This is a genomic window from Micromonospora sp. HUAS YX12 (genome assembly GCF_040215685.1).
Classification (GTDB): domain Bacteria; phylum Actinomycetota; class Actinomycetes; order Mycobacteriales; family Micromonosporaceae; genus Micromonospora; species Micromonospora tulbaghiae.
Map to the genome: position 1 here is coordinate 3,185,498 of NZ_CP157974.1, position 23,359 is coordinate 3,208,856.

Here is a 23,359-nt window from a genome sequence, read left to right on the forward strand (position 1 = left end):
TGCCCATCGTGCTGTCGCGGCCGTGTTTCCGCCCGGTAGGTGGTGGTCCGCGCAGCGATCGGCGGGTTACGATCCGGCGCGGTTACGGGGCGGTAGCTCAGCCGGTTAGAGCAGGGGACTCATAATCCCTCGGTCGCGGGTTCGAACCCCGCCCGCCCCACCAGTTGTTCTCCCTGGTCAGCCATGCTGGCGGCGACCCGGACCGATCGCGTCGAGGTCCGGTCCGACGCTCTCAGTCCGCAATGAGTCCCGCGGCAGCACGGCCCGCCGCCCGGTCGAGGCGATCCGCCACCTGGTCCAGGTCGTCCTCGAACAGGTCCGCGTACACGTCCAGCGTCATGGCCGCCGAGGCCTGCCCGAGCATCCGCTGCACCGCCTTGACGTTGGCGCCCTCGGCTACCGCGAGACTGGCCGCTGTATGGCGCAGCTCGTGCGGGGTCAGGCCGGTGAGCCCGATCAACTCCGCAGCCCGGTCGAAGACGCGGCGACGGAAGTTGTTGTTACGCAACACCTCCCCGGCCGGGGACCTGAACACCAGCTGGTCGCCGGAACGGCAGGCGATCTGTGCGGCGATCGGCTCGACCAGGAACCGGGGGAGCGGCACCGATCGCCGTTGGTGCGTCTTCGGCGTACCGAACACCGCCCGCCCGTTGACCTCGGTCACCGACTCCGCCACCAGCAGCCGGCGCTTTACCAGATCCACCCGCCGCACGCGCAGCGCGGCCAGCTCGGCCGGCCACGTTTGGGACGACCAAGCCTTTGAAGACCTCGGGGCTCCGCCCCGAACCCCGGCCCTCCTCAGAGATCGGCCGGGGCGGATCCCCTCGTCGAGCACCACAAGGGCTACCAGCCTCCCCGCACGGGGCCAAGGTCGTTCGGACGTAGGGCGCTCCACCTTGTCCCCGTCCGGGGAGGCTGGACGGTCTACGACTGCCCGACGAAAAGATCCGCTGCGCCGCAAGGTTACCGTTCACCTGGCGATGTCACCCGTCTGGTTTGATCACCGGATGGGTTATGTCGGTTCCTACACCTGGCAACTTCGAAAGTTGATCGGCTCTCGACTGCTCCTCATGCCCGGCGCGCAGGTCGTCCTTCTCGACTCGGCCGAGCACGTCTTGTTCCAGCAACGTCGTGACTCTGGTTTGTGGGAGATTCCGGCAGGGGCAGCCGAGCCAGGAGGAAGCTTCGTCCGCACCGCCATCGATGAAGTCCGAGAGGAGACCGGGCTGACAGTCGAAGGCTCTGATCTTGTTGCCTTTGGCTGCCTCTCTGAGGCAAGCGCTCACGTCATCACCTACCCCAACGGGGATCAGATGCACTGCTTCGCCATGTGCTTCGAAGCCCGACGATGGTCAGGGGTCATCGAGCCGGAAAGCAGCGAGGTGCTGGATGTGGCTTTCGCTGATCCCGCAAGACCGCCAGGCCAGCTGCAAGCGCAGACCCGAGTTGTCCTGGAAATGCACGCCGCGTATCGCCTGACCGGCCGTTTTCAAGCCAGGTAACCTCTGGACTCATGGGCCATCCATGGGCCAGTGACCGTGGCTTCCAGCGGGCACGAGCGGGCGTAAGACGCAACCGGGCGGTCGTCGCCCGCAGGCGTTTCGGGCATTACGACCGGTTGAGCAAGCTCTTCCAAACTGAAGCTCTGCGCACCGGCGCATCTACTCGTGGCCGAGGCACCCGTCGCCGTCGAAGTGAACGATTCGCAGTTCACGGGCAAGCGCGTTGATAGATCGCTGGAGCCGTGTCCGGCCAACTTCTTTGTCGATCATGAAGGCGAGCCAGCCCTCCTGTGCGGCCTCCTCAACAACCACGTGGGCGAGACGTTCGATCGACTGTAGGTAGTCGATATCTGCGCCAGCGTCAGCCGAGTCCACGGCACCTCCAACCGGCTTTGATTGATCAACGGTACAGCTATCCGTACAGCCAAGCCTGCAAGCCAACGCCGACGCTGTCCGACACAGCCGGACGGCCCAAGCAGGACCCCGGCTCCCCTAGCAGGACCCTTTGATCTTCTTCTAACCCCAGGCCGCAGGTCAGTCGAGCAGTCCCGGAACCCGCTCCTGAAGCGTGGTCACCACCCGCGACAGCCCAGCGGCCAAGTCATCGCCGTCCCACCGCACGAGTTCCCCGCCCAGCGGCTACGCCGCCGACGCGGGTGGTCGCGGCGCCGTCAAGCGCGACCAGCGCATCACCTCGACATCTGGACGGCACCGGCCAGTTGACCGTTCAGGGCAGCCGGGGCGTGGCGGGTGTCGGTCGAGTGTTCCTTGTGGTCGGTGGTGCCTGCGGGGGACGGCGGCTGGCGAGCGCGGTGCCGATGGCGGCGCCGGTGGTCAGGCTCGCCGTCCATTGGAAGATCATGGCGAGCAGGAACTCCGGACGTAGTACGTCACCGACTGCTGCCTGCCACGTCGGCGGCACAGCATCGCCGGTGCTCAGATAGCCGGCGTGCCGGCTCGCCCAGACGGCGGCCTCGGGCAGGCTGACGGCGAGCACCGCGATCAGTACGGCAGCGCCGGCTAGCGTTCCCGTCCGCCAGCCGGCGCCGAACGATCGGTGCCGCCAGGATGCCCCGAGTGCCACAGGTAGGAGCAGCGTGCTCGGGAAGAAGATCCAGACGCCGAGGATGCCGCTGCGGTCGTGCGCCAGCGACCATCGGGAGGCGGCCAGGGTGACTCCTGCCACGACGACGGCCGCGCCCAGTGCCTGCGGCCATGCGCCGCGCGGAAGCCCTGACTGCAGCGTCGACCAGACTCCGCCCAGGGCGAACCTGCGGCGCTCGGCCGGCGGGTCGATCGCCGCCAGTTCGGCCCGCAGCGCGGTGCCCCAGGGGGCCCGGTTCTCGGGCAAGTCGGCCGTGGCCAGGTCGAGCAGGGTCTGCCAGACGTCGCGGGCCGGCTGCGAGTGGCTGGTGGCGCGGCTGCCGAGCGCGGCCGCGAGCACGGGCCACGGCGCTGCCCAGAGAAGCCCGATCAGGAGAACGTCGAACGGCATCAGCAGGTCGCCGTCGCCAAGGTTCGGCACGACGGGGAACCTGCCAGGATCGGCCAGATAGGTGGCACGCAGCGGCAGGTGCGCGGCTGCGGTTCCGACGGCCACGGCGGCCAGCAGGAACAGTCCGGACACGGTGCCAGCCCCGAAGCCGCGAGCACGGGCCACGGCGGCCGAGGCTGTACCGACGAACGCGGACCAGCCCAGTGCCGCGAGCAAGGCGAGCGCCATGGACAGCAGCACCACGTCGAAGCCCCAGCGCGGACCGTTCGACACCGTGCCAAGGTAGAGGCGTTCCAGGCCGGCGGTGAGCAGCGCGGCCCCCAATGCGGCGGCGACCAGTCCCGGCCACACTGGGCGTCTTAGGCCGTCTCGCCATGCCGCGCGAGCGCGGACGGCAAACGAACGGTTAGCCCGCTCCCGCACCGCGACTCGCAGCCGGACCGCGAGAACCACGATCGCGAGCGCAGCCGGCGATCCAAGCACGGCCAGCAGGAAGAGGGAACCGAGCATTGAGGGCCTCCAACGTCCAGGAAGGGTCGGGGCGAGCGGTCGAAGGTCAAACGGTCTTCGGTGCCAGCCGTGCCACGGCCGGGACCGACACGTCAGCGGTGCGCGCCGCCACGCCTTCCGCCCGCGCGAACTCGACGCCGGCGGTGCTGAGCCGGTAAAGATGTCGAGCCGGTCGGCCGCGCGGCGGATCGGTCTCCCAGGAGGTCTCCACCAGCCCGCGGTCGGCGAGGCGGATGAGAATCGGATAGACCGTGCCCGCCCTGAGGTCGAGCGAGCGGCACAGGTCGTAGCCGTGGCTCCAGTCGTCGCCCGCCTGGGCAAGTGCCGCGAGCACGGCCGCAGTCTGTGGAGAAGGCTGTCGTCTACGGACCATGACTCTAATATCTACCTAGATAGACTTAAGCGCAACGCCTCGGTTCATCGTTCATCTGACATGGCTGCCCGGGTCGCCGAAGCGGGTGGGGCGATCCGGCCGGCCGGGCGCAGCCTTGCGGCGATCCACCGTCGCCGGTAACGAACGCGCTGGCCTACGCGTCTCATTCAGGAACCCGCCCTCGATGCGGGTGGCGGAGGTGCGCCCGGCAGCGAGCCACGTAATGGTCCGCCACGCGAAACGCCCTGCTCAGCCGAGCTACCAATACCTGCCACAGGTCGGCTCGAGCTTGTCGACCGCGCTCTCCAGGTCGCCCGTGTCGCTCGCCACCTTCACGATCGCTTCCGCATATTCGAATTTGGGCTTGATCGAGCGGACCTCGACGTCCTTCCGGCCTGCGGCCATGGTGAGCACCTGGAACTTCCTCCGCAGCGTGATGTCGGTCTGCTCGCCGGCCACCCTGTCCGACACCGCCTCGAGGTTGACCAATCGGGTGGACGCCTCCGCCCGGGCGTTGACGAGCTCGGCCTCCACTGTCGAACTGGAGGCGACCCCGACCAGGATGATCAGGCCGGCGATGGCCTTCTCCAGCGGACCCTTGACGGCGGTGCAGGCCGCCTTGTTGCTGGCGGTGGCCACTTGCGTGGCCTTCTTGGTCGTGGTCGGAGCTGCGGGGGCCGTCGAGGACCGGGAGGTTCCGGAGGACCGTGGGGTTCCCGAGGGCCGCGGGGTCGGCGAGGGCTCGGGTGCGAGGCTCGGTGTGGCCGTCGGCGCCGTGGGCGTGGGGGTGGGTGACTCCGTGGAGGTGCTCGCCGCCACGGCGGTGGGCGTGCTCGGCACGTCGGCGGCGCGGCCACACGCCGAGGCGGTGAGCAGCGCCGCAGCAACCGCCACGCAGAGTCCGAGCCGTCGTACCGTCACGTCGTATCCCATCTCGCGATCTTGCGGAAGCGTGACGATACATGGCGGACGCAGTGGCGACCATCAACCGGCTGGACCGGCCGGGCATGCTTGCCGGATGGAGAACGTGTACGCGTCGGCGCCGCTTGCTCTGCACCTGTACTGCAGGGTCGACGTCCTGGTGAGCGATGCTGGGGCTCTCACCGATCACGCTGTCGCCGAGCTGCGAGATGCGGATGTCGACTGGTCTGCCGAAGACGACGACCTCGAATCGGCGGCTGGAGAGCTGCGCGGCAGCATCGCCGACTCGCTCGGGGCGGTAGCTGACATCAGCCGCCTGATCGAGGGCGTCCCGGGAGTCGAGTTCCGAGGCGGTTGGTGCCGGGCGGAGCCGGGACCGCCGCGAGAGATTCCCGCTCCGGGAAGCCGGTGAGCGCCGAGGTCCGCCGGCAGGCGGTCCGTAGCCGATCCGGCAAGAACCTGGCGGACGACTGGTTGTGGTAGACGAGTGGTTCTCCGGCGTTCAGGGCTTGGGCGCGGGGCGGCGGATAAATGCACCGCGGCCTATGGTTGCCGCGTGAACAGACGCCTGTGGGTGGTGTCGGCACTGGCCGCGACAGCGCTGCTCGCCGTGCCGGTGACGGTCCTCGGCGTGCACGTGACCCACCCTCGGAACGAGAGCGGATACCTGGCGCACCTCAAGCAGTACGGCGACCGGCAGAACGACAGGCCGCTGGCGACGTTGCCGCCGACCACGGATCTGGTCGCCGAGGGCGACGCGGCGTGCGACTGGTTGCGCGAGCAGCCGTACGCGCTCTGGCGGCACGATCCGGAGTACCGTGAGTTGGTCGTCTACGAGCGCTACGTCCGGGAGGTCGAGAACCGCTCGCCGGCCTGGGGCGACGAGCTGCCCGATCGGCGATCGGTGACGGGAGCCGCGTGGACCCACCTCTGTCCGGCGGAGTGGGAACTACGCCAACCCCGCCGTAACCCCTTCGCCCCCAAGCCGGACTGAACGAGCGCCCCGTCCTGACGGGCGCGGGGCGGGCGTCAGTGCTCGCGGTTCGCGGCCATCCAGGCGGTCGCGAAGTCGACCAGTGCGCGCTGGGACATCAGCCGGGCGGTCGCGCCGCCGACTCGACCGGTCGTCGCGCCGCCTTTCGCCTCGAAGTCGGCGCCCAGCCGGTCGAAGTCGTCCTCGTCGGTGACGACGTCTGTCCACTCGGTCCACCGGCTCGTGCCGTCCGGCAGCCGTACCGCCGAGCCCGTCACTGCCCGCGGCGGCGAAGCCTGCCGCCATTCCGCCAGGTGCAGCGAGGTGTTGGAGCTGTGGTCGCAGCCGAGCAGCAGCACCTTGCCGTCGAGCCGGTACACCGCACCCAGCGGTGAGTGCTCGCCCAGCGCGTCGTCGAGCCGGTGGCCCTCCACGATGTCGGCGGCGTGCGCGCCGAGCGCGGCGAAGGACACCTGCGGATGATCGCTGCGCCGGGCTCCCGGCCATGTGCGTACGGTCTCGGCGACCGCGCCCATCCACCGGCTCGGCGTACGCGCCGGGTCGAAGCCGGGCGTCTGCTCGCGGATGACGGGCCACCACGCCTCGGGTACGGGCGGATGCCGCCACCCGGCCGGGTCCGTGTTGTCCGGCGTGTGCGTCGGCACGACGAGGGTGCCCTCCGGCCCGAGCGCCGCCAGCAGCGCCAGCACCACCGCCTCGGTGCCGCCGGCGACGAACCCGAGACTCCGGTACGACGAGTGCAGCAGCAGGACGTCGCCCGGGGTCACGCCGAGCGTGCGCAGGTCGTACGCGATCGACTTGACGGTGTGTGGTGCGGCCTGGTCCACGCGGCGCAGTCTAGGCGGAACCGCCGCACAGCGTTCTCGCCGATCCCGGGATAGCGGCGGTGCCCACCGGCGTCTGTCACTGGTGAACGAGCAAACGAGGGTGGTGCGGTGGACGAGGACGAGCGGGCGGTGTTGGCCGAGTTCGTGGCGAGCCGTGCCCCGGCGCTGATACGGGTCGCCTACCTGCTCACCGGTGATCGCAGCAGCGCCGAAGATCTGTTCCAGTCGGCGCTGTCGAAGGTCATCCCGAAGTGGCGGAGCATCCGGCACGCCGACCCGGAGGGCTACCTCCGTGCGGTCATGTACCGGGAGCAGGTGAGCTGGTGGCGTCGGTTGCGCCGTCGCCGGGAGTCCCCGGTCGGGGTGCACGAGCCGGTGGTGACCGACCCCGCCGGCGGTACGGATCTGCGGCTGGCGTTGCGGGCGGCGCTGTGGCAGTTGCCGCCGGCGCAGCGCACCGTCGTGGTCCTGCGCTACTACGAGGACCTGCCGGAGGCCCAGGTCGCCGAGATGCTCGGCTGCTCGGTCGGAACGGTGCGCAGCCGGACCCACCGGGCGGTCACCCGACTGCGTCAGATCCTGCCGGACAGCGAGCTTCTGGAGATGCGGCGATGAGTGATCCGTTCGAAGGTCTGCTCCGCTCCACCCTCACCGACATCGCCGAGGAGGCACCGACTGTGCAGGACTCATTGACCAGGGCGGAACGGCGCGTGCGTAACCGCCGACGCAACGCGGTGGCGGCAGGTGCGGCGGGCATCCTGGCGGTGCTGGTGATCGGGGCGCCGTTCGCCTACGCCAGCCGGGGCGACGACCCGGTGATCACGCCGCAGCCGGGCACGAGCGCCCCGCAGCCGGACCGGACCGAGCCGGTTCCGGCGCCGCCGGACGTGGCGTCGCCGGTACCGATCGACCCGGCGGACCCGAGCAATCCGGATGCGCCATCGCCCGTGCCGGTCAACCCGGAGGACCCGACCAGGCCGGACAGCGCGCTCCCGGCGCCGCCGGGTGTGGCGTCGCCCGTCCCGGCTGGGCCGGAGGGCCCGAGCATGCCGGCCAGTCCGGTACCGGCTCCGCCGGGCGTGCGGTCGAACGACCCCGTCGGCCCGTCGCCGAGTCCCGTCAGGCGCTGATCGACGCGCACCGGCACCCCGGTACGTGGGCTGGGCCCGCCCCGACGGTGAGCCCAGCCTGCCTGCGCACCGACCGGGATTCCGGCGAGGACGGCGTCACTCCCACGGTGGGGCGTGCCGCTTCACGTAGTCGCGGGCGCGGGGGAGCGGATCACCCCAATACTGGTGCGGCATGCGGGAGAAGTGCTCCCGGCAGAACGTGGCGAGGTCGTCGGTGATCGCGATCCGGTCCAGTGGGCGCCGCTCGAACTCCCGGTTGGCAGCGAGCAGGTCCGCCTCCGGGTTCCACCCGGCGTGGTCGAACGCCCAGCCCGCCCAGGTCGCGTACACGTGGAAGACCTGCCGCTGACCCGCGAACCGCAACCCCACGAGACCGATCGACCGGTCCGGGTAGGTGTCCCGGCAGACCCAGGCCAGGATGTGGCAGGCCCCGGCGGCGAAGAACTGTTGGTCGGCGCGATCCCAGGCGAGTCGCTGGTCGGCCCGTTCCTGAGGGGTGCGCCGGAAGACACCCGCTGCCGTCACTGCCACAGGCGCACCCTAGTCGAGCGGCCACGACGCGTGGACCCTCGCGCGTGCCGATCCGAACCGGATTGACACGCGGGGCGGTCCGCGGGGGAGAGTCGGGCATGAGCTTTCCGCTGTCGACGCCATCCGCCGTTCCCGCCGGCACGCTCAACACCGGCCCGCAACCGACGTTGCCCGCCGAGGGCGGCCTGATCCTGCGCCCCTGGGCGGACGAGGACGCGCCCGCCGTCCTGGCCGCGTACCAGGATCCGGAGATCCGCCGCTGGCACACCCGCCGGCCCGCGTCGCCGGAGCAGGTCATCCAGTGGTTCGCCCACTCCCGTCGTTCGTGGCAGGAGGAGACGGGCGCGAGCTGGGCGGTGACGCGCGACGGCGCGGTGGTGGGCCGCATGGCGTTGGGCGGCTTCAATCTCGACGACGGTGAGGCCGGGTGCGCGTACTGGGTGGTTCCGGCCGCCCGCGGCACGGGCGTGGCCTCCGGGGCGTTGCGGGCGCTGAGCGCGTGGGCGCTCGGCGAGGGCCGGCTGCACCGGCTCTGGCTGGACCACTCCACCGGCAACGTCGCGTCGTGCCGGGTGGCGGTCAAGGCCGGGTTCCGGCTGGAGGGCACCAAACGTAGCGCTGCAGTGCACGACGACGGGCGGCACGACATGCACCTGCACGCCCGCGTCCGCGGGGACGACTGACCGGTTCACGACTGCTCGGCCGCGACGATCTTGGAGTTGTGGCAGTGAACGAATGCCACCGAGTAGGGCGATTCGGGTGCCACAACTCCAAGATCGGCGGAGAGCGGGACCGGGGCGCGGGACCGGGGCACGCCGGGTACGCTGCCGCGAATGCCGGTACGACCGCACCCCGACGCCCCTGACGACTCGCTGCTGCTCGGTGACGACGGCGTCCCGCTGGCCCGGATGAGGGTCCGGGACGACGACGGCACCCCGGTCGCGGCCGATGTCCGGGCGCTGTCCGAGGCGCCGCTCAACCGGCTCGTCGCGCAGGTACGGCGTGACCTCGCCGGGCACCGGCTGGAGACGCCGGACGAGGCGCTGGCGGCGGCACTGGTGGCCGACGGGCTGGAGCTGAGCCGGGCCGCCACCGACATGCGGCACGACCTGACCGGCGTACCCGAACCGGTGGCGCTGCCGGACGGCTGGTCGCTCGGCGCCCCCGGCTGGGACGACGACCTCGCCGAAGGGCTGGACGCGGCGTACGGCCCGGACCACCCGGACGGCCGCTGGCAGCCCAGCGACACCGACGAGGTACGGGCGATGTTCGACACCGGCGAGCCGGTGCCGCCCCTGGTGCCCGCCTCGGCCCGCCTGATCGACCCGGACGGCCGCAGCACCGGGCACGTGCTGTGCGCCGGGCCGGTGCCGTGGACCGACGACGACTGCGTCTGGATTCTCAACCTGGGCGTCGCGCCCCGAGCACAGCGCCGGGGGTTCGGCCGGGCGCTGCTCGTCCACGCGTTGCGCGGCGCGCGTGCAGCGGGCCTGCCGTCCGTCGGCCTGTCGGTGGTCGACGGCAACCCGGCCCGCCACATGTACGACGCGGCAGGCTTCCGCACCCTCAAAAGGGTGCTCACGGTCCGGATCCCGGACGCGTAGGCCGCTCCGATCGTCGATGCGCTCCTTGCCTGCAGCGGCTGCGCGGTGAACCGTCAGGCGCCGGTGAGCAGGGGGCGGTGCTCGGACCAGAGCCAGCGCAGGTAGTCGCGCAGCCGTTCCGGGGTGGCGATCCAACCCTGACCGGGATAGCGGAGCAGCCGGCTGACCTCACCGGCCACCAGGTCGTACCCGGCCACGCCGGTCTCCGGCACCGGGGTGTCCGGTGCGACCGCCACGGGCAGCGGGACCATCGGGATCCGCAGGCCGGCGTCGTCGCAGGCCCGCAACACGGTGAGGTAGACCCGGACCAGGTGGTACGGCGAGACGACGAGCGCGACGCTGCCGATGTCCAGCGCGCTTGCCTGCTCCACGACCCATGCGGCCTGCCTGCCGGTGCCGGTGACCGGCCCGGCCTGGAGCACCACCCCGTCGGTCCGGCGCAGTCCGAGCCCGCGTAACCGGTCCAGCGTGAGCGGCCGGTAGGTCCGCTCGGCCGAGTCGGTGTTCGCCACCAGCAGGTGCCGAAGTGCCGGCCCGGTCTCCCAGGCGCGAATCGCGTCGGTGAGACGCCAGTCCTCGCCCTGGCCGGTGGGCACCACGAGCGCGTCCACCCGCTCGGCGGCGCGTTGGGGGAGCGTGAGGACCATCGTGACCGCCTCCAGCACCGCCAGGAGCCGGTCGGCGGGGACGTCCGCGAACGCCTCGGCCGGCACGAGCCGTGGCAGCGGGCGGGACACACTCGTCACACCCGCGATCTTGCCAGCACCGGGACGACCGCCGTGTGCGCGGCGGCGGAATCGAGTACGCGTGCTCATCCGCCCGCCCCGCCGGCCGGGCAGGATCGGTGGCGTGACGACGAGACGTACGCTGCTCGGCGGTCTGCTCCTGGCGCTGGCCACGGCCGGTGCCTGGGCGGCCTGGCTGAGCTGGGAGTCCGGCTGGACCGTGGACCCGGAGACCGGCGCGATGAGCGGCCCGTACGCGGTCTGGCAGGTCGCCGCCGCGGTGCTGAGCCTGGGCGTGCTGGCCGCCGCCGGCGGCTGGTGGCTGAACGTCTGGCTGGTGGCGCCCGTGATGACTGTGGCGTTCACCGTCCCGTGGGCGGTGCACGCCGCCTCGACCGACGACACCGGCCTGTGGGCGGTCGGGGCGGCGCTGGTGGCCATCGGCACGACGATCGGGACGACGCTCGTCGGCGGCGCCGCCGGCTGGCTGCGCCGCCGGACCGGGTGACGGCCGGCGTCAGCCGTGGTTCAGGCGTTCGGCGTACGCGTCGCGCAGCTCCGCCCAGCCGAAGTCCGTCGCCTCCGCGCCCCGGATCGGGCCGACCGGGTCGCCGTCGAGCAGACGCGCGGCGACGTCGAGGCAGAGGTGCCAGCCGGCGGCCGTCATCGGGGCGAGGCCGGGCCGGCCGACCCGGTGCCGCAACGTGAGCGTGGTGCCGTCGCCGGTCGGGGTCAGCTCCCAGCGGAGCAGGTCGTCGCCCCAGGTGTACTCCAGCAGGTGCGGCCGGTCCGCGCGCAGCACCCGGGCCGGTGCCGGGTGGGTCTGGTCGCCGTCGACGGTGCTGAGCACGGCGTCACCGGGACGGCCCAGGTCGCGGTCGGCCAGGAACGGCGCCCACCCGGCGAGCTGATCCGGGTCGGTGAGCGCGGCCCACACCTTCTCCGGCGGGTGCCGCAGGTCGCGGGCGAAGACCAGATCCCACCTGTCGTCCGTCGGTTCCAGATTGACCCGGGCGAGCGGGCCGGGACGGAACGTGTCGCGGTCCATCGGTCACTCCTGACTGTCGAGATGGCGTTCCAGGGCGTCGAGATGGGCGGACCACATCGACCGGTACGGCCCGAGCCAGTCGTCCACTGCTCGTAGCGGTGTCACGTCGACCCGGTAGATCCGCCGCTGCGCCGCCGTACGGCAGGTGACCAGGCCGGCGTCGCGGAGCACCCGCAAGTGCTTGGAGACCGCCGGCTGGCTCATGCCCAGCGCGTCCACCAGCTCGCCGACGCTGCTCTCCGCCCGGCGCAGCCGGTCGAGGATGCGGCGCCGGGAGGGTTCGGCCAGCACGGTGAAGGCGTCGACGGTCACCCCTGCAATATGCCTCACCGGTTATATGCCTGGCAAGGAATGAAGGGTCGCGCCGCCCCGGCCCGGCCGGCTCCATATGCTCGGGGGATGGAACTGCGGATCTTCACCGAGCCCCAGCAGGGGGCCACATACGACCAGCTCCTCGCGGTGGCCCGCCGCGCGGAGGAGACCGGCTTCGCCGCGTTCTTCCGCTCCGACCACTACCTGAAGATGGGTTCGGTGAGCGGCGATCCCGGCCCGACCGACGCGTGGACCACGCTCGCCGGCCTGGCCCGCGACACCACCCGGATCCGGCTCGGCACGCTGATGAGCGCAGCCACGTTCCGCCTGCCCGGCCCGCTGGCGATCACCGTGGCGCAGGTCGACCAGATGAGCGGCGGCCGGGTCGAGCTGGGCATCGGCACCGGCTGGTACGCCGAGGAGCACACCGCGTACGGCATCCCGTTCCCGCCGCTGGGGGAGCGGTTCGACCGGCTGGAGGAACAGCTCGCCGTCATCACCGGGCTCTGGTCCACCCCGGCCGGCTCCACGTTCGACTTCCCCGGCACGTACTACCCGGTCAGCGACTCGCCCGCGCTGCCCAAGCCGGTGCAGCGCCCCCGCCCGCCGATCCTGCTCGGCGGCATGGGACCGAAGCGCACGCCCCGCCTGGCCGCCCGGTACGCGGACGAGTTCAACCTGCCGTTCGCCTCCGTCGAGGACACCGTGGCCCAGTTCCAGCGCGTCCGCGACGCCTGCGCCGAGATCGACCGCGATCCGTCCACGATGACCTGGTCCAACGCGCTGGTGCTCTGCTGCGGCCGGAACGAGGCCGAGGTGAAGCGCCGCGCCGAGGCGATCGGCCGCGACCCCGACGAACTGCGCGCCAACGGCGCCGCCGGCACGCCCGCCGAGGTGGTCGACACGATCGGACGGTACGCGGAGGCGGGCAGCGCACGCGTCTACCTCCAGGTGCTCGACCTGACCGACCTGGACCACCTGGAGCTGGTAGCCGCCGAGGTGATGCCCCACGTCTGACCCGGCAGCTTCCGCGAGGGCGCCCACACCGTTGATCATGCAGTTACTGCCCCGACAAGAGCCGTAAATCCGGCACCCGAAAGGGCCGCAACTGCAAGGTCGCGGGGTTCGTGGGGGTGGTGCGGGAGTGCGCCTCCCGTGACGCGAGATTATCGTTCCGCAAGGTGGGACCGATGGAGATCTTGGTACGAAAGGGCCCCTATGGGGGCCGTTTGGTACCAAGATCTCGACGGGAGGCGGGAGGCGGGAGGCGGGAGGCGGGAGGCGGGAGGCGGGAGGCGGGAGGCGGGAGGCGGGAGGCGGGAGGCGGGAGGCGGGACGGGGTCGCGGAAGCTGTACCCGTTCGCCGGGCATCCTCGGCGGTACGCGTGAGCGGCGGACGGGTCAGGTCGCGGTGGCGCGGCGGACGCTGTCGAGGCGGCCGTCGCGGTCGCTGTCCAGGTACGTCACGTCGGGCACACCGTCGCCGTCCAGGTCGACCTGCACCACGTCGGCCACGCCGTCGCCGTCGAGGTCGGTCACCACCTCCACGGAACCGTCCAGGTGCCGGGTCACGATCGACCGGCCCGGCCCCTGGCGCGGCGGCGGCCCCGGACGGGGCACCGGGTCCGGCTCGGGCTCCGGCTTGGGCACCGGCACCGGCGCGGTCGCGGCGGGCGCCACGCCCACGGCGGCGGGCGGCATCCTCACGGCGGAAGCCGCCCCCGTGGCAGGCGCGGTGCCGGTGAGGTCGGGGTCCACGCCGGTCGGGTCGATCTCCTCCTCCGACGGGTACACGTCGCCGCGGAGGCTCGGGTCGCGGTAGCTGCTCATCCCGCCAGGATTCCCGCCGAGTGGCCGGGGCAACCCTGCCGGCGCATGATGGCGCATGATGCAGCGCATGACGGACACCAACTGGGCCGGAAACGTCAGCTGGTCGGCGCGTACCCGATCGCGGTCGACCTCGACCGACGAGCTGCGCCGGCTGGTCGCGGAGGCCGACCTGGTCCGGGCCGTCGGCACCGGCCACTCGTTCAACCGGCTCGGCGACACCGCCGGCACCCAGATCGCGCTGGACGGCCTGCCACCCACAGTCGCGCTCGACCCCGGCCGCGGCACCGTCACCGTCGCGGCCGGCCTGCGCTACGGCGACCTGGCCACCGCGCTCCAGGCCCAGGGGTACGCGCTGGCGAACCTCGCCTCGCTGCCGCACATCTCGGTGGCCGGCTCGGTCGCCACCGCCACCCACGGCTCCGGCGCGCGGAACCGCAACCTCGCCGCCGCCGTCGCCGCGCTGGAACTGGTCACCGCCGACGGCGACCTGCTCACCGTCGACCGGACCGATCCGCGCTTCGCCGGGTCGGTGGTCAACCTGGGCGCGCTGGGCGTGGTCACCCGGCTCACGCTCGACGTGGTGCCCACGTACGCGGTGCGCCAGCACGTCCGTCTCGGCCTGCCCCGCGCGGCGCTGGACGAGGCGCTCGACGCCGCGTACAGCGTCAGCGTCTTCACCTCGTGGCGGTCGGAGCGCTTCGACCAGGTGTGGGTGAAGCAGTACGCCGACCAGGCGCCGCCGCCCGCCGACTGGCTGGACACGGTGGCCGCCGGCTCGCCCCGGCACCCGGTGCCCGGCATGTCACCGGAGCACTGCACCGCCCAGCTCGGCGAGCCGGGGCCGTGGCACGAGCGGCTGCCGCACTTCCGGCTCGGCTTCACCCCCAGCAGCGGCGACGAGCTGCAGTCCGAGTGGCACGTGGCCCGCGGCGACGCGACGGCGGCGCTCGCCGCGCTAGACCCGGTCGCCGACCGGATCGCCGCCGTGCTCCAGATCTGCGAGCTGCGGACGATCGCCGCCGACGAGCTGTGGCTGAGCCCGAACTTCCGGCGCGACTCGCTGGCGCTGCACTTCACCTGGATCGGCGACCCGGTGGCGGTGGCGCCGGTGCTGGCCGAGGTGGAGACACGGCTCGCCCCGTTCGCGCCGCGCCCGCACTGGGGGAAGCTGTTCGAGCGCGATCCCGCCGACGCGTACCCCCGGCACGCCGACTTCGCCGCGCTGCTGCGCGAGTTCGACCCGAAGGGGAAGTTCCGCACCGCCGAGCTGGACCGCTACTTCCCCCGGGACTGAGGGCGCTGACTCACTCATGCGGGTCAGCGCCCGGCCGGCGCCTGCTGGCGCAGGCTGCCGCGCTGGACCGCCCGGCTGATGTCGCTCGGCGAGACGATGCCGACCAACTGGTCGCCGACCACCACGAGCGCCCGGCCGTCGGTGCACTCGTTGAGCCGGGGGAGCAGGTCGGTGAGCTGCTCGTCCGGGCGGGCGAGCACCAGTTCGTCGGCCCGGCAGGACACCTCGGCCAGCGTGGTCGAGGCGCGGCGGTCCGCCGGGATGCCGCGTACCCGATCGAGCGTGACCAGGCCGATCGGCCTGCCGGCGTCGGTCAGTGGCAGCGCCGAGTGCCGGTACGCGAACAGGTAGTGGTCGACGAAGTCGGCCACCGTGAGGTCGCCCGACGCGGTCTGCGGCTGCGGCGTCATCACGTCGCCCACCCGGATGCCGCGCAGCGCGTCGCCCATCCGGGCGGCGCGTTCCTCCTGGCCGGCGGCGGCGAGCAGGAACCAGCCGATCAGCGCCAGCCACAGCCCGCCGAACCCGGCGCCGGTCAGGAACCGCCACAGCCCGAGCCCGATCAGCACGACGCCGAGCACCCAGCCCGCGCGGGCCGCCACCACCGACGCCTTCGTCCGGTCGCCGGTGAACTTCCAGACCGCCGCGCGCAGCAGCCGCCCGCCGTCCAGCGGGGCGGCGGGGAGCACGTTGAAGACCGCCAGCAGGACGTTGATGCCGGCGAGCCAGGACAGCGCGCCGAGCAGCAGGCCGTCCCCGGCCGTCACCGCGACCGCCACCGCGATCGCGGCGAAGAACACGCCGATGATCAGGCTGACCAGCGGGCCGACCCCGGCGATCCGCAGCTCGGCGCCCGGGTTCTTCGCCTCGCCCTTCAGTTCGGCGACGCCGCCGAACAGCCAGAGCGTGATCCCCTCGACCTCGATGCCGTTGCGCCTGGCGACCACCGCGTGCGCGACCTCGTGGGCGAGCAGGCCGAGGAAGAAGACCACGGCGGCGGCCAGGCCGGCCGCGACGTAGGCGACGGGGGAGTGACCGGGGTACGAGGAGGGGAACAGGCTGGCCGACAGCGCCCACGCGATCAGCACGAAGATGACCAGGACACTCCAGTTGACGCCGACCGGTACGCCCGCGATCCGGCCCAGCCGGAAACTCGCCCTCATGTTCCCGTCATACCCGGCGCACCCACCCGCACACCAGAGCCTGCTGTACGGCGTACCGGACCTGCGGTGAGTGCAGACCCAGGAGGATCGGGGTGCCAGGGGCAGCGGCGCGATTGATCAACTTTGATGGGAGAGCTAGCCTTGCGTAGATGAGGAGTGTTCGCGGCGTAGTTGTCTGGGTGTTGTTGGTCTTCTTGGGAGGGCTTGCGCTGCTGCTCTCCCCGCCCCTGATCGACTACGCCTTCGATCCGAATACCGACTGGGAGCGCTTGGCGAATATCGGCCAGGCCTACGGCTCGGTCTCCATGCTTCTCTCCGCGCTGGCCCTCGTGGGTGTGGTCGCCACCACCATCAGTCAAAACAGGCAGGCCCGCATCGCATTGGAATACGCGCAACGTGACCAGCACGCCTTGTTGCTCAAGATGGCCATAGATGATGCCGTGCTGATGGAGTGCTGGGGGTCGCTGACCCAGGACCCTGCCCCTGAACGGCGAAGGCAGCGGGCCTACATCAACCTGATCCTCAACTTCTGGGCCGCGACCTGGCAACTGGGCGGAATGCCCGAGAGCCAGTTGCGAGGTCTGCTGGCGGCTGACATCTTCGCCACCGAGGTCGGCTTGAGGTTCTGGGAGCAGGCGCGGCTTACGCGAAAGGTCGTGCACGCGGGGGCGCAGCCAGCAGCGTTCGACCGGATTGTGGAGGACGAGTACCTGCGCGCCCTCGCGAAGCTACGAAGCACGGAGGCTTCGGGCATCGGATCGTAGGGTCAGGGTGCGCAGGCGATGCCTGTCGTGTTCAGTTCCGGAACGTCTCGTACTTGACGCTCGCGACGAAGGTCGACCAGGCTGCCGGGTCGAACGCGAGGATAGGACCACGCGGATCCTTGCTGTCGCGGAGCCCGACCACGCCGGGCAGGTTGTCGGCGACCTCCACGCAGTTTCCGGAGCCGTTGCTACGGGTGCTCTTGCGCCAGGTCATCGTCGCCTGGTTGGCCTCTTCCACCCGCGCCGTCCTCTCAAAGCTCGTCGATCGCCCCCAGAATCAGGTCGCGCGACTCGCGGGCGCCGGCCGCCGTGGCGACCAGGTGCTCGAAGACGCGGCTGTACTCCCTGACCTGTTGGCCTTCGAGATAGAGGCTACCCGCGCGGGTCTCGACGTAGACGACCCCCGGATCGGCCGGCTCGGGGAAGGCCAGCACGCTGAAGGCGCTGCCCATCGACCCGTACTCGCCCGCGCCGAAGGTCAGGATCTGGATGGTGCGGCCGGGCCGGTCCGCCTCCTCGGCCAGTCGCCGCAACTGCGCCGCGAACAGCTCCGCGCCGCCGACCGGTCGCCGCAGGGCTGCCTCGTCCAGCACGACCCAGAGCTTCGGCGGAGTCTCGGTGTCCTGTCGCCGCATGCGCAACTCCACCCGCCGGTCCACCTCGTCGCGCGGGGCGTCCGGGTGCTCGGCGCGGATGACCGCGCGGGCGTAGTCGGCGGTCTGGAGCAGACCCGGAACCAATTGTGGCTCGAACGCGCGGATCTCGGAGGCCTCGGCCTCCAGTCCGACGTAGACCTCGAACCAGTCCGGCAGCACGTCGTCGTACGCCTGCCACCAGCCGCGCTTGCGTGCGTCGCGGGCGACCTGGACGAGTGCGTCCACCTCGTCGCCCTCCACCCCGTACAGCTCAAGGAGTCCACGGGCGACCGGCGGCATGACGGACACCTGGGCGTTCTCGATGCGGCTGATCGCCGACTTCGAGATGCCCACTTCCTTGGCGGCCTGGTCGGCGGTCATGCCGGTCTGCTCGCGGAGGCGACGGAGGGCAGCGGCCAGGCGTCGGCGTCGGACGGTCGGGCTTCCAGTCATGCCGGTCAGTGTGGCGGAACCGGACGAGCTTCGCAATGACACGATCCCGAATCGGGAGTTGCGTAAAGGGTGCAGTTCGCTGCACGATGAGTGAGTGGCCGGATCGGCTGGGTTATCGGGCTGTCGACCTGGTCACGCGCTGTGCCCTGCTGACGTACTGCTGGTCGAAGGCTGCGGTGGCAGGTGCCGGGGTGGGTCCGCCGGTGCGGGGCGGGCCGACGGACCCACCCCTTCCACGGTTCGATCTCGACGGTGAGAGGCAGGTCCTGTCAATGCGCGTCTTCCTCCGGCGTGTCCGGCGTCGCCGGCGGTCGGTCCTCGGATCGACCTGCTACCGCTCGTCGGCCTACCACCCGCTGCGTCCCTGGCAGGTCCGCGAGCGGAGCTTCCGGACGACCCCGCTCGGTCGGCGCGGGCTCGACCCGCACGAGGTGCGGGAGTTCCTCGACCGGGTCGCCGGTGACCTGGCCGCGGTCTACGACGCGCTGGCGCAGAGCCGCCGGGAGACCGACCGGATCAAGAACGCGCTGCGTCGCTGGCAGTCTGAGCAGGCCCAGGCCCGCAACGAACGGGGGTGTGACAGGTGACCGAGCGCTGGGTGATCCACCTGCCGGTCGTCGTCAACGACCTGCTCTCCGCTCAGCGGCTGGCCCGGGTGGTGGCGCACTGGACCCACGTACTGCCACAGACCGAGCCGGGCGGCACCACGGTCTCGGCGGAGGACGACCAGAACGTCCGCCACTGGGTGTTCTGCGACCGGTTGCTGCCCGGCGGGCAGCGGTGTCTGCTCCGGCCCGGACACGACGGTGAGTGCTCCCGGCGGTTCCGGCCGCGATGAGCGTGCGCCGGAGCAGGGTCGAACGCCCCCGTGCCGCACCGGAAGCGGAGTATGCACGAGCCGTGGCCGACGAGGACGTCGAGCGGGCCCGCCGGAGGCTGGCACAACAGCCGCCGATCACCGACGAGCAGCACGACCGGAACATGGAGTGGCTGCGCCAGTTCGGGGGCGACGGGGCGGCCGGCGCATGAACGGGCTCGTCCTGGACACCTCGGCGCTGCTCCCGGTGGCCCACCCGGCATCGGGGGCCGGAGCCGGTCAGTCGGCCTTTCCGGCCGGGACGACCCACGTCGTCGGCTGGCCGGTGATAGCGGTGATCAGGTCGAAGTCACCGTCGTAGTGCAGAACGGTCACGCCATGCCGTTCGGCCGTCGCGGCGATCAGCAGATCGGCCATCGAGAGTGCTCGGTGGTTGCCCTTGTGCAGCGCCTGCACCTGGACGTCGATCGCACGATCCCAGATGTCGTCGGGCATGGCGAGCCAGTCGAAACCGCGGAGCAGCCATCGAGCGCGCTTCGCGTCCTTGGCCGAGCGGGCGCTGTGTACGACCTCGATCTCGATGGCGCCGCAGACCGCCAGCAGACCGCGATCGGACAACTCATCCAGGACCGGTGCCACGGCGGGCTTCGGCCACCGGGCCAGCGCCGACTTGTCGAGGAGGTAGCGCTCCCGCGTCATGCCGCTTCGGGCTTCGACGCCTGCCCCGGGTCGGTGAGGTCCGGCAGGCCGCCGCTCTTGAGCCAGTCGGCGAACTCCCGGCGCTTCTCCCGGTTGACCACTTCCTGCAGCGCGGCGTTGACAGTGGCCTTCTTGGTGCCCGTGCCGAGGATCTCGGCGGCCTCGGCCAGGAGGTCGTCGTCGACGTCGAGAATGGTGCGGGACATGGCATGCCTCCTCGTCCAGCAGGCGAACGAGGCGATGATATCAATTTCTCGGCTTCTTGATATACGCACGGAGGTGTTTGGCGGGTCAGCGCAGTCGAGGGGCCTCGGCGACCACTGTCGGGGAGAACTCGTTCGCCGCCTCGACCGCCCACTCCAGCGCGAAGTCCGCCTCCTCCTCCCAGCCCGGTTCGCCGCCGACGAAGTGCGACCGGCCGGGGAACTCCCGGTAGCCGGTGAGCGCCGTCGAACTCCGGTAGAGGTCGGCGATGCTGCTCGCGAGGGACGCGGGCACGACGTGGTCCTCGCCGCCCGCGGTGATCAGCAGCGGGGCGCGGTCGCTGCGCTTCCTGTCGATCTCGGTGGCGGAGTCCGGGTCCAGGTTGGCGAACGCGGCCTCGAACAGCACGTGCCCGGCGCCCGGTACGGCGTAGCGCTCCCAGGCGGCGTCGGACTCCTGCTGGCTGATGGTGTTGCCGAAGGCGTACCGGAAGTCCTCCGGGGTGAACGGCACGGCGCGGTGCCGGTTGGCCGGGTTGCGCAGGATGGAGAACCCGGACCGCAGCGTGCTGGGCGGCAGCTTGAGCACGCCCCGTACCGGCGCGGGGTGCACGGCGATCACGGCGGCGCCGAGGCGGCGGTCCGCCAGCAACTGGGCGATCAGGCCGCCGAACGAGTGGCCCATGATGATCGGCGGGCGCGGCAGATCCCGGACGATCGCCTCGTAGTGGTCGGCGATGCCGGCGATGCGCTGCGCGGCGATCGGCGCCGGATCGGCCCGCAGCTCCTCCACCTCGCGGTCCATGCCGGGCCAGGCGGGCGTGAGCACCTGGAAGCCGCGCGCGGAGTACCGCTGCGCCCAGTGCTCCCAGCTCCGCGAGGTCATCCAGAGGCCGTGGATGAGCACGATCGTGTCGACCCGTGCCGTCGGTGCGCTCATGCCGCGGCATACCCCGCACGGCGGCCCTCACTCCGCCCGGCACGACTTTGCGGCGGACCGGTCAGGGCAGGCGGTCGACCACCACGAAGGAGGTGCCCGGCTCCACCTCGGTCAGGAGCAGACGCTGGGCGCTGCGGGTCAGCCGGATGCAGCCGTTGGTGACGTTCTTGCCGAGCGTGTCGTCGTTGTACCAGCTGTGCAGTCCGATGTGGGCGCCCCGCAGCCCGGTCGGCACCGCGTCCGGGTCGTCGGGGATCGCGCCGAGGGCGAAGATGTCGACGCCGCCGTACACGGCCTCCGGGGGCGGGGTGCGGCCCAGCACGAACGTGCGCCCGAGCGGGGTGAGCTGCCCGGACATGCCGAGGCTGACCGGCCAGGACCGTACCGCCCGCCCGTCCCGGTTCCAGGTGAGGCGGTGGGTGCGCCGTTCCACCACGATCTGGTCGCGCAGCGCCACAGTGGTCCAGCCGCCGGACGGCAGCCAGGCGATGGTGCGGTTGGCCGACGGCAGCAGCACCGCGGTCCAGCCGGAACGGCGTTCGACGATCGGCACTGTCAGCCGTACGCCGCTGATGGTCGGCGCGAGGAACGCCAGCGGGCGGCCGCCCGGCGCGTCGTAGGCGGCCACGTTGCGGTTCGGGCGCAGCCCCTCGCTCAGCGGGCGGGTGTCGGCCGGGTCCGGGTCGGGCGGGAAGCCGCGCGGCGCCGGGTCGTAGGTGACCACCGGCAGGTCGTCCGGCGCGGGTGCGGCGGGCGGCACCGACTCCTGCGGCGACGGGCTCGGCGCGGCGGTCGTGGCGGGGGGCGTCGGCGCGGGCGCGGCGGCGGGCGGCACGGACGGGCGTTCGGGCGTGGCGGTGAGCGCGCGGCCGACCAGCAGCGCGGTGACGAGCAGCAGCGGTACGGCGAGCGCGGCGATCAGCCAGCCGGGAGGCCGGCGAGTGGCGAACCGGTCGAACAGCACGAAACCGACTGTAACCGACCGGAAGCCCCCGTACCCGGTACTACGGGTACGGGGGCTTCATGGCCCGGGTGGCTCAGCTCAGCTTCGCGCCGATGTGGATGGCGATCGCGTCGTGGGCGGGGACGTTCGCGGCGAACCAGCCGGACGAGTCCACGGTGATCACCGGACCGCTGCACGAGCCGTTGCTGAACGTGCCGTGGATGACGTCGCAGTAGCGGCCCGCCGGCAGCCCGGTGTAGTACGACCGGCCGTTGACGGCGGTGCCCTCGTCGTTGAGCGTCAGGTAGCCCTTGCCGGTACGGCTGAACGCGATGTGCTGGTAGCCGTTGTCGTACCAGTTGGAGACCCCGGCGCCCTCGGTGGCGTTGCGGAAGCCGACCATGTTGGCGATGACCGGCCAGCGGTGCTCGCACTCCCAGCCGGAGTAGCAGGTGACGTTGGTGATCCGGTTGCTGCCGTCGGCGGGTGGGCCCTGGTCCCGGCCGCTGTACGTGAAGCTCGACATGACCGCCGGGGTGCCGTACGGCCAGGCCAGCATGAACGCGTTGGCGAGCGCGTACGTGCCGCGGTCGCGGTAGGTCAGCACGCCGCCCTCGCGCTGGGTGTCGTGGTTGTCGGTGAAGACCACGGCCGAGCCGCCCGGCAGGTAGCCCCAGGACTCGCCGAAGTTCTTCAGGTACGCCAGCCGCTCGTTGTTGAACATCCGGGCCAGGTCCTTGCCGTACCGGAACTCGTGCACGTCGCCGTTGCCGGTGTACTCGGTCGGCTGGATCGGCTCGCCTGCGCCGTAGATGACCTCCTGCACCAGGTACGTGCTGCGGGACAGCTTGGCCTTGATCGCCGCGATGTCGGCGGCCGGCATGTGCTTGCTGCCGTCCAGCCGGAAGCCGTCGACGCCGAGCGAGAGCAGGTCGTTGAGGTACGCGGCCAGCCGGCTGCGCACGTACTCCGACTCGGTCTTGAGGTCGGCGAGGTTGACCAGCTCGCAGTTCTGCACCTCGTACCGGTCGTTGTAGTTGGCGATGTCGTTGTTGCCGTTGCGGCCGCAGTAGTGGAAGTCCTGCGCCGAGTAGACGCCCGGGTAGTTGTAGTGGCCGTACGACGAGCCGGCCCAGCCGGTGCCGCCGTTGTCCTGGCCGGACATGTGGTTGACCACGGCGTCGACGATCACCTTGACGCCCGCGGCGTGGCAGGTGTTCACCATGGACTGGAACTGCGCGCGGGTGCCCTTGCGGGACTCGATCCGGTAGCTGACCGGCTGGTACGACACCCACCACGGGCTGCTGTTGACGTGCTCCTGCGGTGGGGACACCTGCACGTAGCCGTAGCCCTTCGGGCCCAGCGTGCTGGTGCACTCGGCGGCCACCGACGTCCAGTTCCACTCGAAGAGCTGGACGATCACCTTCTTGGCGCCCGGGGTGGCGGCGGCGGCCGGGGGTGCCGCCGCGGTGACGGGGACGAGCAGGCTCGCGGCCAGACTCAGGGCGAGCGCTGCGGCGCGGCATCGGCGTCGATGCATCAGGACTCCTGCGGGGTGCGGGGATGCGGGGGAGTGGAGCCTGTATCAGTGCTGGTTTCTTGCAACCAGCCTGAAATTTTGCGGCAAGGTTACGAGCCTGTTGCAA

33 protein-coding genes and 1 tRNA gene are annotated in these 23,359 nt (G+C 71.5%); 15 read left to right on the forward strand and 19 right to left on the reverse strand.

The window, feature by feature from the left end:
* Positions 1-86 precede the first annotated feature (86 nt).
* A tRNA-Ile gene (locus ABIH81_RS15510) sits at positions 87-163 on the forward strand.
* Between the two features lie 69 nt (positions 164-232).
* On the opposite strand, the gene ABIH81_RS15515 is transcribed toward ABIH81_RS15510, so the two are convergent.
* Positions 233-703 carry a site-specific integrase gene (locus tag ABIH81_RS15515; RefSeq protein ID WP_349880922.1) on the reverse strand — a complete coding sequence of 157 codons (471 nt, stop codon included), beginning with the start codon at positions 701-703 and terminating at the stop codon, positions 233-235.
* A gap of 277 nt (positions 704-980) precedes the next feature.
* Here ABIH81_RS15515 and ABIH81_RS15520 point away from each other — a divergent pair, with 277 nt between their 5' ends.
* On the forward strand, positions 981-1,502 hold the full coding sequence (locus tag ABIH81_RS15520) for an NUDIX domain-containing protein (protein WP_349880923.1): 522 nt from the start codon (positions 981-983) through the stop codon (positions 1,500-1,502).
* Between the two features lie 159 nt (positions 1,503-1,661).
* Here the strand turns inward: ABIH81_RS15520 and ABIH81_RS15525 are convergent, their stop codons facing one another.
* The 4 genes from ABIH81_RS15525 to ABIH81_RS15540 all read right to left on the reverse strand — a co-directional run bounded on the left by ABIH81_RS15525 (position 1,662) and on the right by ABIH81_RS15540 (position 4,519).
* The gene (locus ABIH81_RS15525) at positions 1,662-1,877 is read right to left on the reverse strand and encodes a hypothetical protein (protein WP_349880924.1); all 216 of its coding nucleotides are present in this window, start codon (positions 1,875-1,877) and stop codon (positions 1,662-1,664) included.
* Between the two features lie 352 nt (positions 1,878-2,229).
* Positions 2,230-3,507, reverse strand: a complete 1,278-nt coding sequence (locus tag ABIH81_RS15530; RefSeq protein WP_349880925.1) for a hypothetical protein — start codon at positions 3,505-3,507, stop codon at positions 2,230-2,232.
* A 46-nt stretch (positions 3,508-3,553) separates the two neighbouring features.
* Positions 3,554-3,841, reverse strand: a complete 288-nt coding sequence (locus ABIH81_RS15535) for a PadR family transcriptional regulator (RefSeq protein ID WP_349880926.1) — start codon at positions 3,839-3,841, stop codon at positions 3,554-3,556.
* Between the two features lie 297 nt (positions 3,842-4,138).
* Positions 4,139-4,519, reverse strand: coding sequence for a hypothetical protein (locus tag ABIH81_RS15540; RefSeq protein WP_349880927.1), 381 nt, complete (start codon positions 4,517-4,519; stop codon positions 4,139-4,141).
* A gap of 379 nt (positions 4,520-4,898) precedes the next feature.
* On the opposite strand from ABIH81_RS15540, the gene ABIH81_RS15545 reads away from it, so the two are divergent.
* Positions 4,899-5,213: a hypothetical protein gene (locus tag ABIH81_RS15545; RefSeq protein ID WP_349880928.1), complete on the forward strand. Its 315-nt coding sequence runs from the start codon at positions 4,899-4,901 to the stop codon at positions 5,211-5,213.
* Between the two features lie 144 nt (positions 5,214-5,357).
* Positions 5,358-5,795, forward strand: a complete 438-nt coding sequence (locus ABIH81_RS15550) for a hypothetical protein (RefSeq protein WP_349880929.1) — start codon at positions 5,358-5,360, stop codon at positions 5,793-5,795.
* A gap of 35 nt (positions 5,796-5,830) precedes the next feature.
* Here ABIH81_RS15550 and ABIH81_RS15555 read toward each other — a convergent pair whose 3' ends face one another.
* The gene (locus ABIH81_RS15555) at positions 5,831-6,622 is read right to left on the reverse strand and encodes an AAC(3) family N-acetyltransferase (protein ID WP_349880930.1); all 792 of its coding nucleotides are present in this window, start codon (positions 6,620-6,622) and stop codon (positions 5,831-5,833) included.
* 108 nt (positions 6,623-6,730) lie between these two features.
* Here ABIH81_RS15555 and ABIH81_RS15560 point away from each other — a divergent pair, with 108 nt between their 5' ends.
* A complete protein-coding gene (locus ABIH81_RS15560; protein WP_349880931.1) occupies positions 6,731-7,237 on the forward strand; it encodes a SigE family RNA polymerase sigma factor in 507 nt (168 codons plus the stop codon).
* Positions 7,234-7,752, forward strand: coding sequence for a hypothetical protein (locus ABIH81_RS15565; RefSeq protein WP_349880932.1), 519 nt, complete (start codon positions 7,234-7,236; stop codon positions 7,750-7,752). The genes ABIH81_RS15560 and ABIH81_RS15565 overlap by 4 nt, the downstream gene beginning before the upstream one ends.
* A gap of 96 nt (positions 7,753-7,848) precedes the next feature.
* Here ABIH81_RS15565 and ABIH81_RS15570 read toward each other — a convergent pair whose 3' ends face one another.
* Positions 7,849-8,283 (reverse strand): hypothetical protein, encoded by a 435-nt coding sequence (locus ABIH81_RS15570; protein ID WP_349880933.1) that lies wholly within the window; start codon positions 8,281-8,283, stop codon positions 7,849-7,851.
* A gap of 98 nt (positions 8,284-8,381) precedes the next feature.
* On the opposite strand from ABIH81_RS15570, the gene ABIH81_RS15575 reads away from it, so the two are divergent.
* Positions 8,382-8,966, forward strand: coding sequence for a GNAT family N-acetyltransferase (locus tag ABIH81_RS15575; protein ID WP_349880934.1), 585 nt, complete (start codon positions 8,382-8,384; stop codon positions 8,964-8,966).
* Between the two features lie 150 nt (positions 8,967-9,116).
* Positions 9,117-9,887, forward strand: coding sequence for a GNAT family N-acetyltransferase (locus tag ABIH81_RS15580; RefSeq protein WP_349880935.1), 771 nt, complete (start codon positions 9,117-9,119; stop codon positions 9,885-9,887).
* A 53-nt stretch (positions 9,888-9,940) separates the two neighbouring features.
* Here ABIH81_RS15580 and ABIH81_RS15585 read toward each other — a convergent pair whose 3' ends face one another.
* Positions 9,941-10,624: a hypothetical protein gene (locus tag ABIH81_RS15585; protein ID WP_349881117.1), complete on the reverse strand. Its 684-nt coding sequence runs from the start codon at positions 10,622-10,624 to the stop codon at positions 9,941-9,943.
* 112 nt (positions 10,625-10,736) lie between these two features.
* On the opposite strand from ABIH81_RS15585, the gene ABIH81_RS15590 reads away from it, so the two are divergent.
* Entirely contained in the window at positions 10,737-11,120 is a 384-nt protein-coding gene (locus tag ABIH81_RS15590; RefSeq protein ID WP_349880936.1) for a hypothetical protein, read from the forward strand.
* A 9-nt stretch (positions 11,121-11,129) separates the two neighbouring features.
* Here ABIH81_RS15590 and ABIH81_RS15595 read toward each other — a convergent pair whose 3' ends face one another.
* Both ABIH81_RS15595 and ABIH81_RS15600 read right to left on the reverse strand, forming a co-directional pair.
* Positions 11,130-11,660 carry an SRPBCC family protein gene (locus tag ABIH81_RS15595; RefSeq protein WP_349880937.1) on the reverse strand — a complete coding sequence of 177 codons (531 nt, stop codon included), beginning with the start codon at positions 11,658-11,660 and terminating at the stop codon, positions 11,130-11,132.
* A 3-nt stretch (positions 11,661-11,663) separates the two neighbouring features.
* Positions 11,664-11,972: a metalloregulator ArsR/SmtB family transcription factor gene (locus tag ABIH81_RS15600; protein WP_349880938.1), complete on the reverse strand. Its 309-nt coding sequence runs from the start codon at positions 11,970-11,972 to the stop codon at positions 11,664-11,666.
* Between the two features lie 87 nt (positions 11,973-12,059).
* Between ABIH81_RS15600 and ABIH81_RS15605 the strand changes: the two genes are divergently transcribed.
* The gene (locus ABIH81_RS15605) at positions 12,060-12,989 is read left to right on the forward strand and encodes an LLM class F420-dependent oxidoreductase (protein WP_349880939.1); all 930 of its coding nucleotides are present in this window, start codon (positions 12,060-12,062) and stop codon (positions 12,987-12,989) included.
* A gap of 384 nt (positions 12,990-13,373) precedes the next feature.
* On the opposite strand, the gene ABIH81_RS15610 is transcribed toward ABIH81_RS15605, so the two are convergent.
* On the reverse strand, positions 13,374-13,802 hold the full coding sequence (locus ABIH81_RS15610) for a hypothetical protein (protein ID WP_349880940.1): 429 nt from the start codon (positions 13,800-13,802) through the stop codon (positions 13,374-13,376).
* Between the two features lie 67 nt (positions 13,803-13,869).
* On the opposite strand from ABIH81_RS15610, the gene ABIH81_RS15615 reads away from it, so the two are divergent.
* Positions 13,870-15,096: an FAD-binding protein gene (locus tag ABIH81_RS15615; RefSeq protein WP_349880941.1), complete on the forward strand. Its 1,227-nt coding sequence runs from the start codon at positions 13,870-13,872 to the stop codon at positions 15,094-15,096.
* 23 nt (positions 15,097-15,119) lie between these two features.
* Here ABIH81_RS15615 and ABIH81_RS15620 read toward each other — a convergent pair whose 3' ends face one another.
* Positions 15,120-16,259 (reverse strand): site-2 protease family protein, encoded by a 1,140-nt coding sequence (locus ABIH81_RS15620; protein WP_349880942.1) that lies wholly within the window; start codon positions 16,257-16,259, stop codon positions 15,120-15,122.
* 149 nt (positions 16,260-16,408) lie between these two features.
* Here ABIH81_RS15620 and ABIH81_RS15625 point away from each other — a divergent pair, with 149 nt between their 5' ends.
* Positions 16,409-17,023: a DUF6082 family protein gene (locus tag ABIH81_RS15625; RefSeq protein ID WP_349880943.1), complete on the forward strand. Its 615-nt coding sequence runs from the start codon at positions 16,409-16,411 to the stop codon at positions 17,021-17,023.
* Positions 17,024-17,054: 31 nt separating this feature from the next.
* On the opposite strand, the gene ABIH81_RS15630 is transcribed toward ABIH81_RS15625, so the two are convergent.
* Together ABIH81_RS15630 and ABIH81_RS15635 are read right to left on the reverse strand one after the other, a co-directional pair.
* Positions 17,055-17,237, reverse strand: coding sequence for a DUF397 domain-containing protein (locus ABIH81_RS15630; protein WP_349881118.1), 183 nt, complete (start codon positions 17,235-17,237; stop codon positions 17,055-17,057).
* A 37-nt stretch (positions 17,238-17,274) separates the two neighbouring features.
* Positions 17,275-18,111 (reverse strand): helix-turn-helix transcriptional regulator, encoded by an 837-nt coding sequence (locus tag ABIH81_RS15635; RefSeq protein WP_349880944.1) that lies wholly within the window; start codon positions 18,109-18,111, stop codon positions 17,275-17,277.
* A gap of 272 nt (positions 18,112-18,383) precedes the next feature.
* On the opposite strand from ABIH81_RS15635, the gene ABIH81_RS15640 reads away from it, so the two are divergent.
* The 3 genes from ABIH81_RS15640 (at position 18,384) to ABIH81_RS15650 (ending at position 19,140) form a co-directional block, all read left to right on the forward strand.
* The gene (locus tag ABIH81_RS15640) at positions 18,384-18,698 is read left to right on the forward strand and encodes a DivIVA domain-containing protein (protein WP_349880945.1); all 315 of its coding nucleotides are present in this window, start codon (positions 18,384-18,386) and stop codon (positions 18,696-18,698) included.
* Positions 18,695-18,949 carry a hypothetical protein gene (locus tag ABIH81_RS15645; RefSeq protein WP_013287870.1) on the forward strand — a complete coding sequence of 85 codons (255 nt, stop codon included), beginning with the start codon at positions 18,695-18,697 and terminating at the stop codon, positions 18,947-18,949. Before ABIH81_RS15640 ends, ABIH81_RS15645 begins: the two co-directional genes overlap by 4 nt.
* A gap of 62 nt (positions 18,950-19,011) precedes the next feature.
* Positions 19,012-19,140, forward strand: coding sequence for a hypothetical protein (locus tag ABIH81_RS15650; protein ID WP_349880946.1), 129 nt, complete (start codon positions 19,012-19,014; stop codon positions 19,138-19,140).
* A 67-nt stretch (positions 19,141-19,207) separates the two neighbouring features.
* Here the strand turns inward: ABIH81_RS15650 and ABIH81_RS15655 are convergent, their stop codons facing one another.
* The 5 genes from ABIH81_RS15655 to ABIH81_RS15675 all read right to left on the reverse strand — a co-directional run bounded on the left by ABIH81_RS15655 (position 19,208) and on the right by ABIH81_RS15675 (position 23,253).
* Positions 19,208-19,627, reverse strand: coding sequence for a PIN domain nuclease (locus ABIH81_RS15655; RefSeq protein ID WP_194802259.1), 420 nt, complete (start codon positions 19,625-19,627; stop codon positions 19,208-19,210).
* Positions 19,624-19,833: a type II toxin-antitoxin system VapB family antitoxin gene (locus ABIH81_RS15660; protein WP_013475596.1), complete on the reverse strand. Its 210-nt coding sequence runs from the start codon at positions 19,831-19,833 to the stop codon at positions 19,624-19,626. Before ABIH81_RS15660 ends, ABIH81_RS15655 begins: the two co-directional genes overlap by 4 nt.
* A gap of 85 nt (positions 19,834-19,918) precedes the next feature.
* Positions 19,919-20,770, reverse strand: coding sequence for an alpha/beta fold hydrolase (locus ABIH81_RS15665; RefSeq protein WP_349880947.1), 852 nt, complete (start codon positions 20,768-20,770; stop codon positions 19,919-19,921).
* A 61-nt stretch (positions 20,771-20,831) separates the two neighbouring features.
* On the reverse strand, positions 20,832-21,734 hold the full coding sequence (locus ABIH81_RS15670; protein ID WP_349880948.1) for a L,D-transpeptidase: 903 nt from the start codon (positions 21,732-21,734) through the stop codon (positions 20,832-20,834).
* Between the two features lie 73 nt (positions 21,735-21,807).
* Complete coding sequence (locus tag ABIH81_RS15675) at positions 21,808-23,253, reverse strand: alpha-amylase family protein (RefSeq protein ID WP_349880949.1); 1,446 nt, start codon at positions 23,251-23,253, stop codon at positions 21,808-21,810.
* Positions 23,254-23,359 lie beyond the last annotated feature (106 nt).

Bases quoted from the DNA above. Each gene is read 5' to 3' on its own strand.
- ABIH81_RS15520 (WP_349880923.1), top strand. From the start codon at position 981: ATGTCACCCGTCTGGTTTGATCACCGGATGGGTTATGTCGGTTCCTAC.
- ABIH81_RS15530 (WP_349880925.1), bottom strand. From the start codon at position 3,507: ATGCTCGGTTCCCTCTTCCTGCTGGCCGTGCTTGGATCGCCGGCTGCG.
- ABIH81_RS15545 (WP_349880928.1), top strand. From the start codon at position 4,899: ATGGAGAACGTGTACGCGTCGGCGCCGCTTGCTCTGCACCTGTACTGC.
- ABIH81_RS15565 (WP_349880932.1), top strand. From the start codon at position 7,234: ATGAGTGATCCGTTCGAAGGTCTGCTCCGCTCCACCCTCACCGACATC.
- ABIH81_RS15575 (WP_349880934.1), top strand. From the start codon at position 8,382: ATGAGCTTTCCGCTGTCGACGCCATCCGCCGTTCCCGCCGGCACGCTC.
- ABIH81_RS15580 (WP_349880935.1), top strand. From the start codon at position 9,117: ATGCCGGTACGACCGCACCCCGACGCCCCTGACGACTCGCTGCTGCTC.
- ABIH81_RS15595 (WP_349880937.1), bottom strand. From the start codon at position 11,660: ATGGACCGCGACACGTTCCGTCCCGGCCCGCTCGCCCGGGTCAATCTG.
- ABIH81_RS15605 (WP_349880939.1), top strand. From the start codon at position 12,060: ATGGAACTGCGGATCTTCACCGAGCCCCAGCAGGGGGCCACATACGAC.
- ABIH81_RS15610 (WP_349880940.1), bottom strand. From the start codon at position 13,802: ATGAGCAGCTACCGCGACCCGAGCCTCCGCGGCGACGTGTACCCGTCG.
- ABIH81_RS15615 (WP_349880941.1), top strand. From the start codon at position 13,870: ATGACGGACACCAACTGGGCCGGAAACGTCAGCTGGTCGGCGCGTACC.
- ABIH81_RS15620 (WP_349880942.1), bottom strand. From the start codon at position 16,259: ATGAGGGCGAGTTTCCGGCTGGGCCGGATCGCGGGCGTACCGGTCGGC.
- ABIH81_RS15625 (WP_349880943.1), top strand. From the start codon at position 16,409: ATGAGGAGTGTTCGCGGCGTAGTTGTCTGGGTGTTGTTGGTCTTCTTG.
- ABIH81_RS15630 (WP_349881118.1), bottom strand. From the start codon at position 17,237: ATGACCTGGCGCAAGAGCACCCGTAGCAACGGCTCCGGAAACTGCGTG.
- ABIH81_RS15635 (WP_349880944.1), bottom strand. From the start codon at position 18,111: ATGACTGGAAGCCCGACCGTCCGACGCCGACGCCTGGCCGCTGCCCTC.
- ABIH81_RS15640 (WP_349880945.1), top strand. From the start codon at position 18,384: ATGCGCGTCTTCCTCCGGCGTGTCCGGCGTCGCCGGCGGTCGGTCCTC.
- ABIH81_RS15655 (WP_194802259.1), bottom strand. From the start codon at position 19,627: ATGACGCGGGAGCGCTACCTCCTCGACAAGTCGGCGCTGGCCCGGTGG.
- ABIH81_RS15660 (WP_013475596.1), bottom strand. From the start codon at position 19,833: ATGTCCCGCACCATTCTCGACGTCGACGACGACCTCCTGGCCGAGGCC.
- ABIH81_RS15665 (WP_349880947.1), bottom strand. From the start codon at position 20,770: ATGAGCGCACCGACGGCACGGGTCGACACGATCGTGCTCATCCACGGC.
- ABIH81_RS15675 (WP_349880949.1), bottom strand. From the start codon at position 23,253: ATGCATCGACGCCGATGCCGCGCCGCAGCGCTCGCCCTGAGTCTGGCC.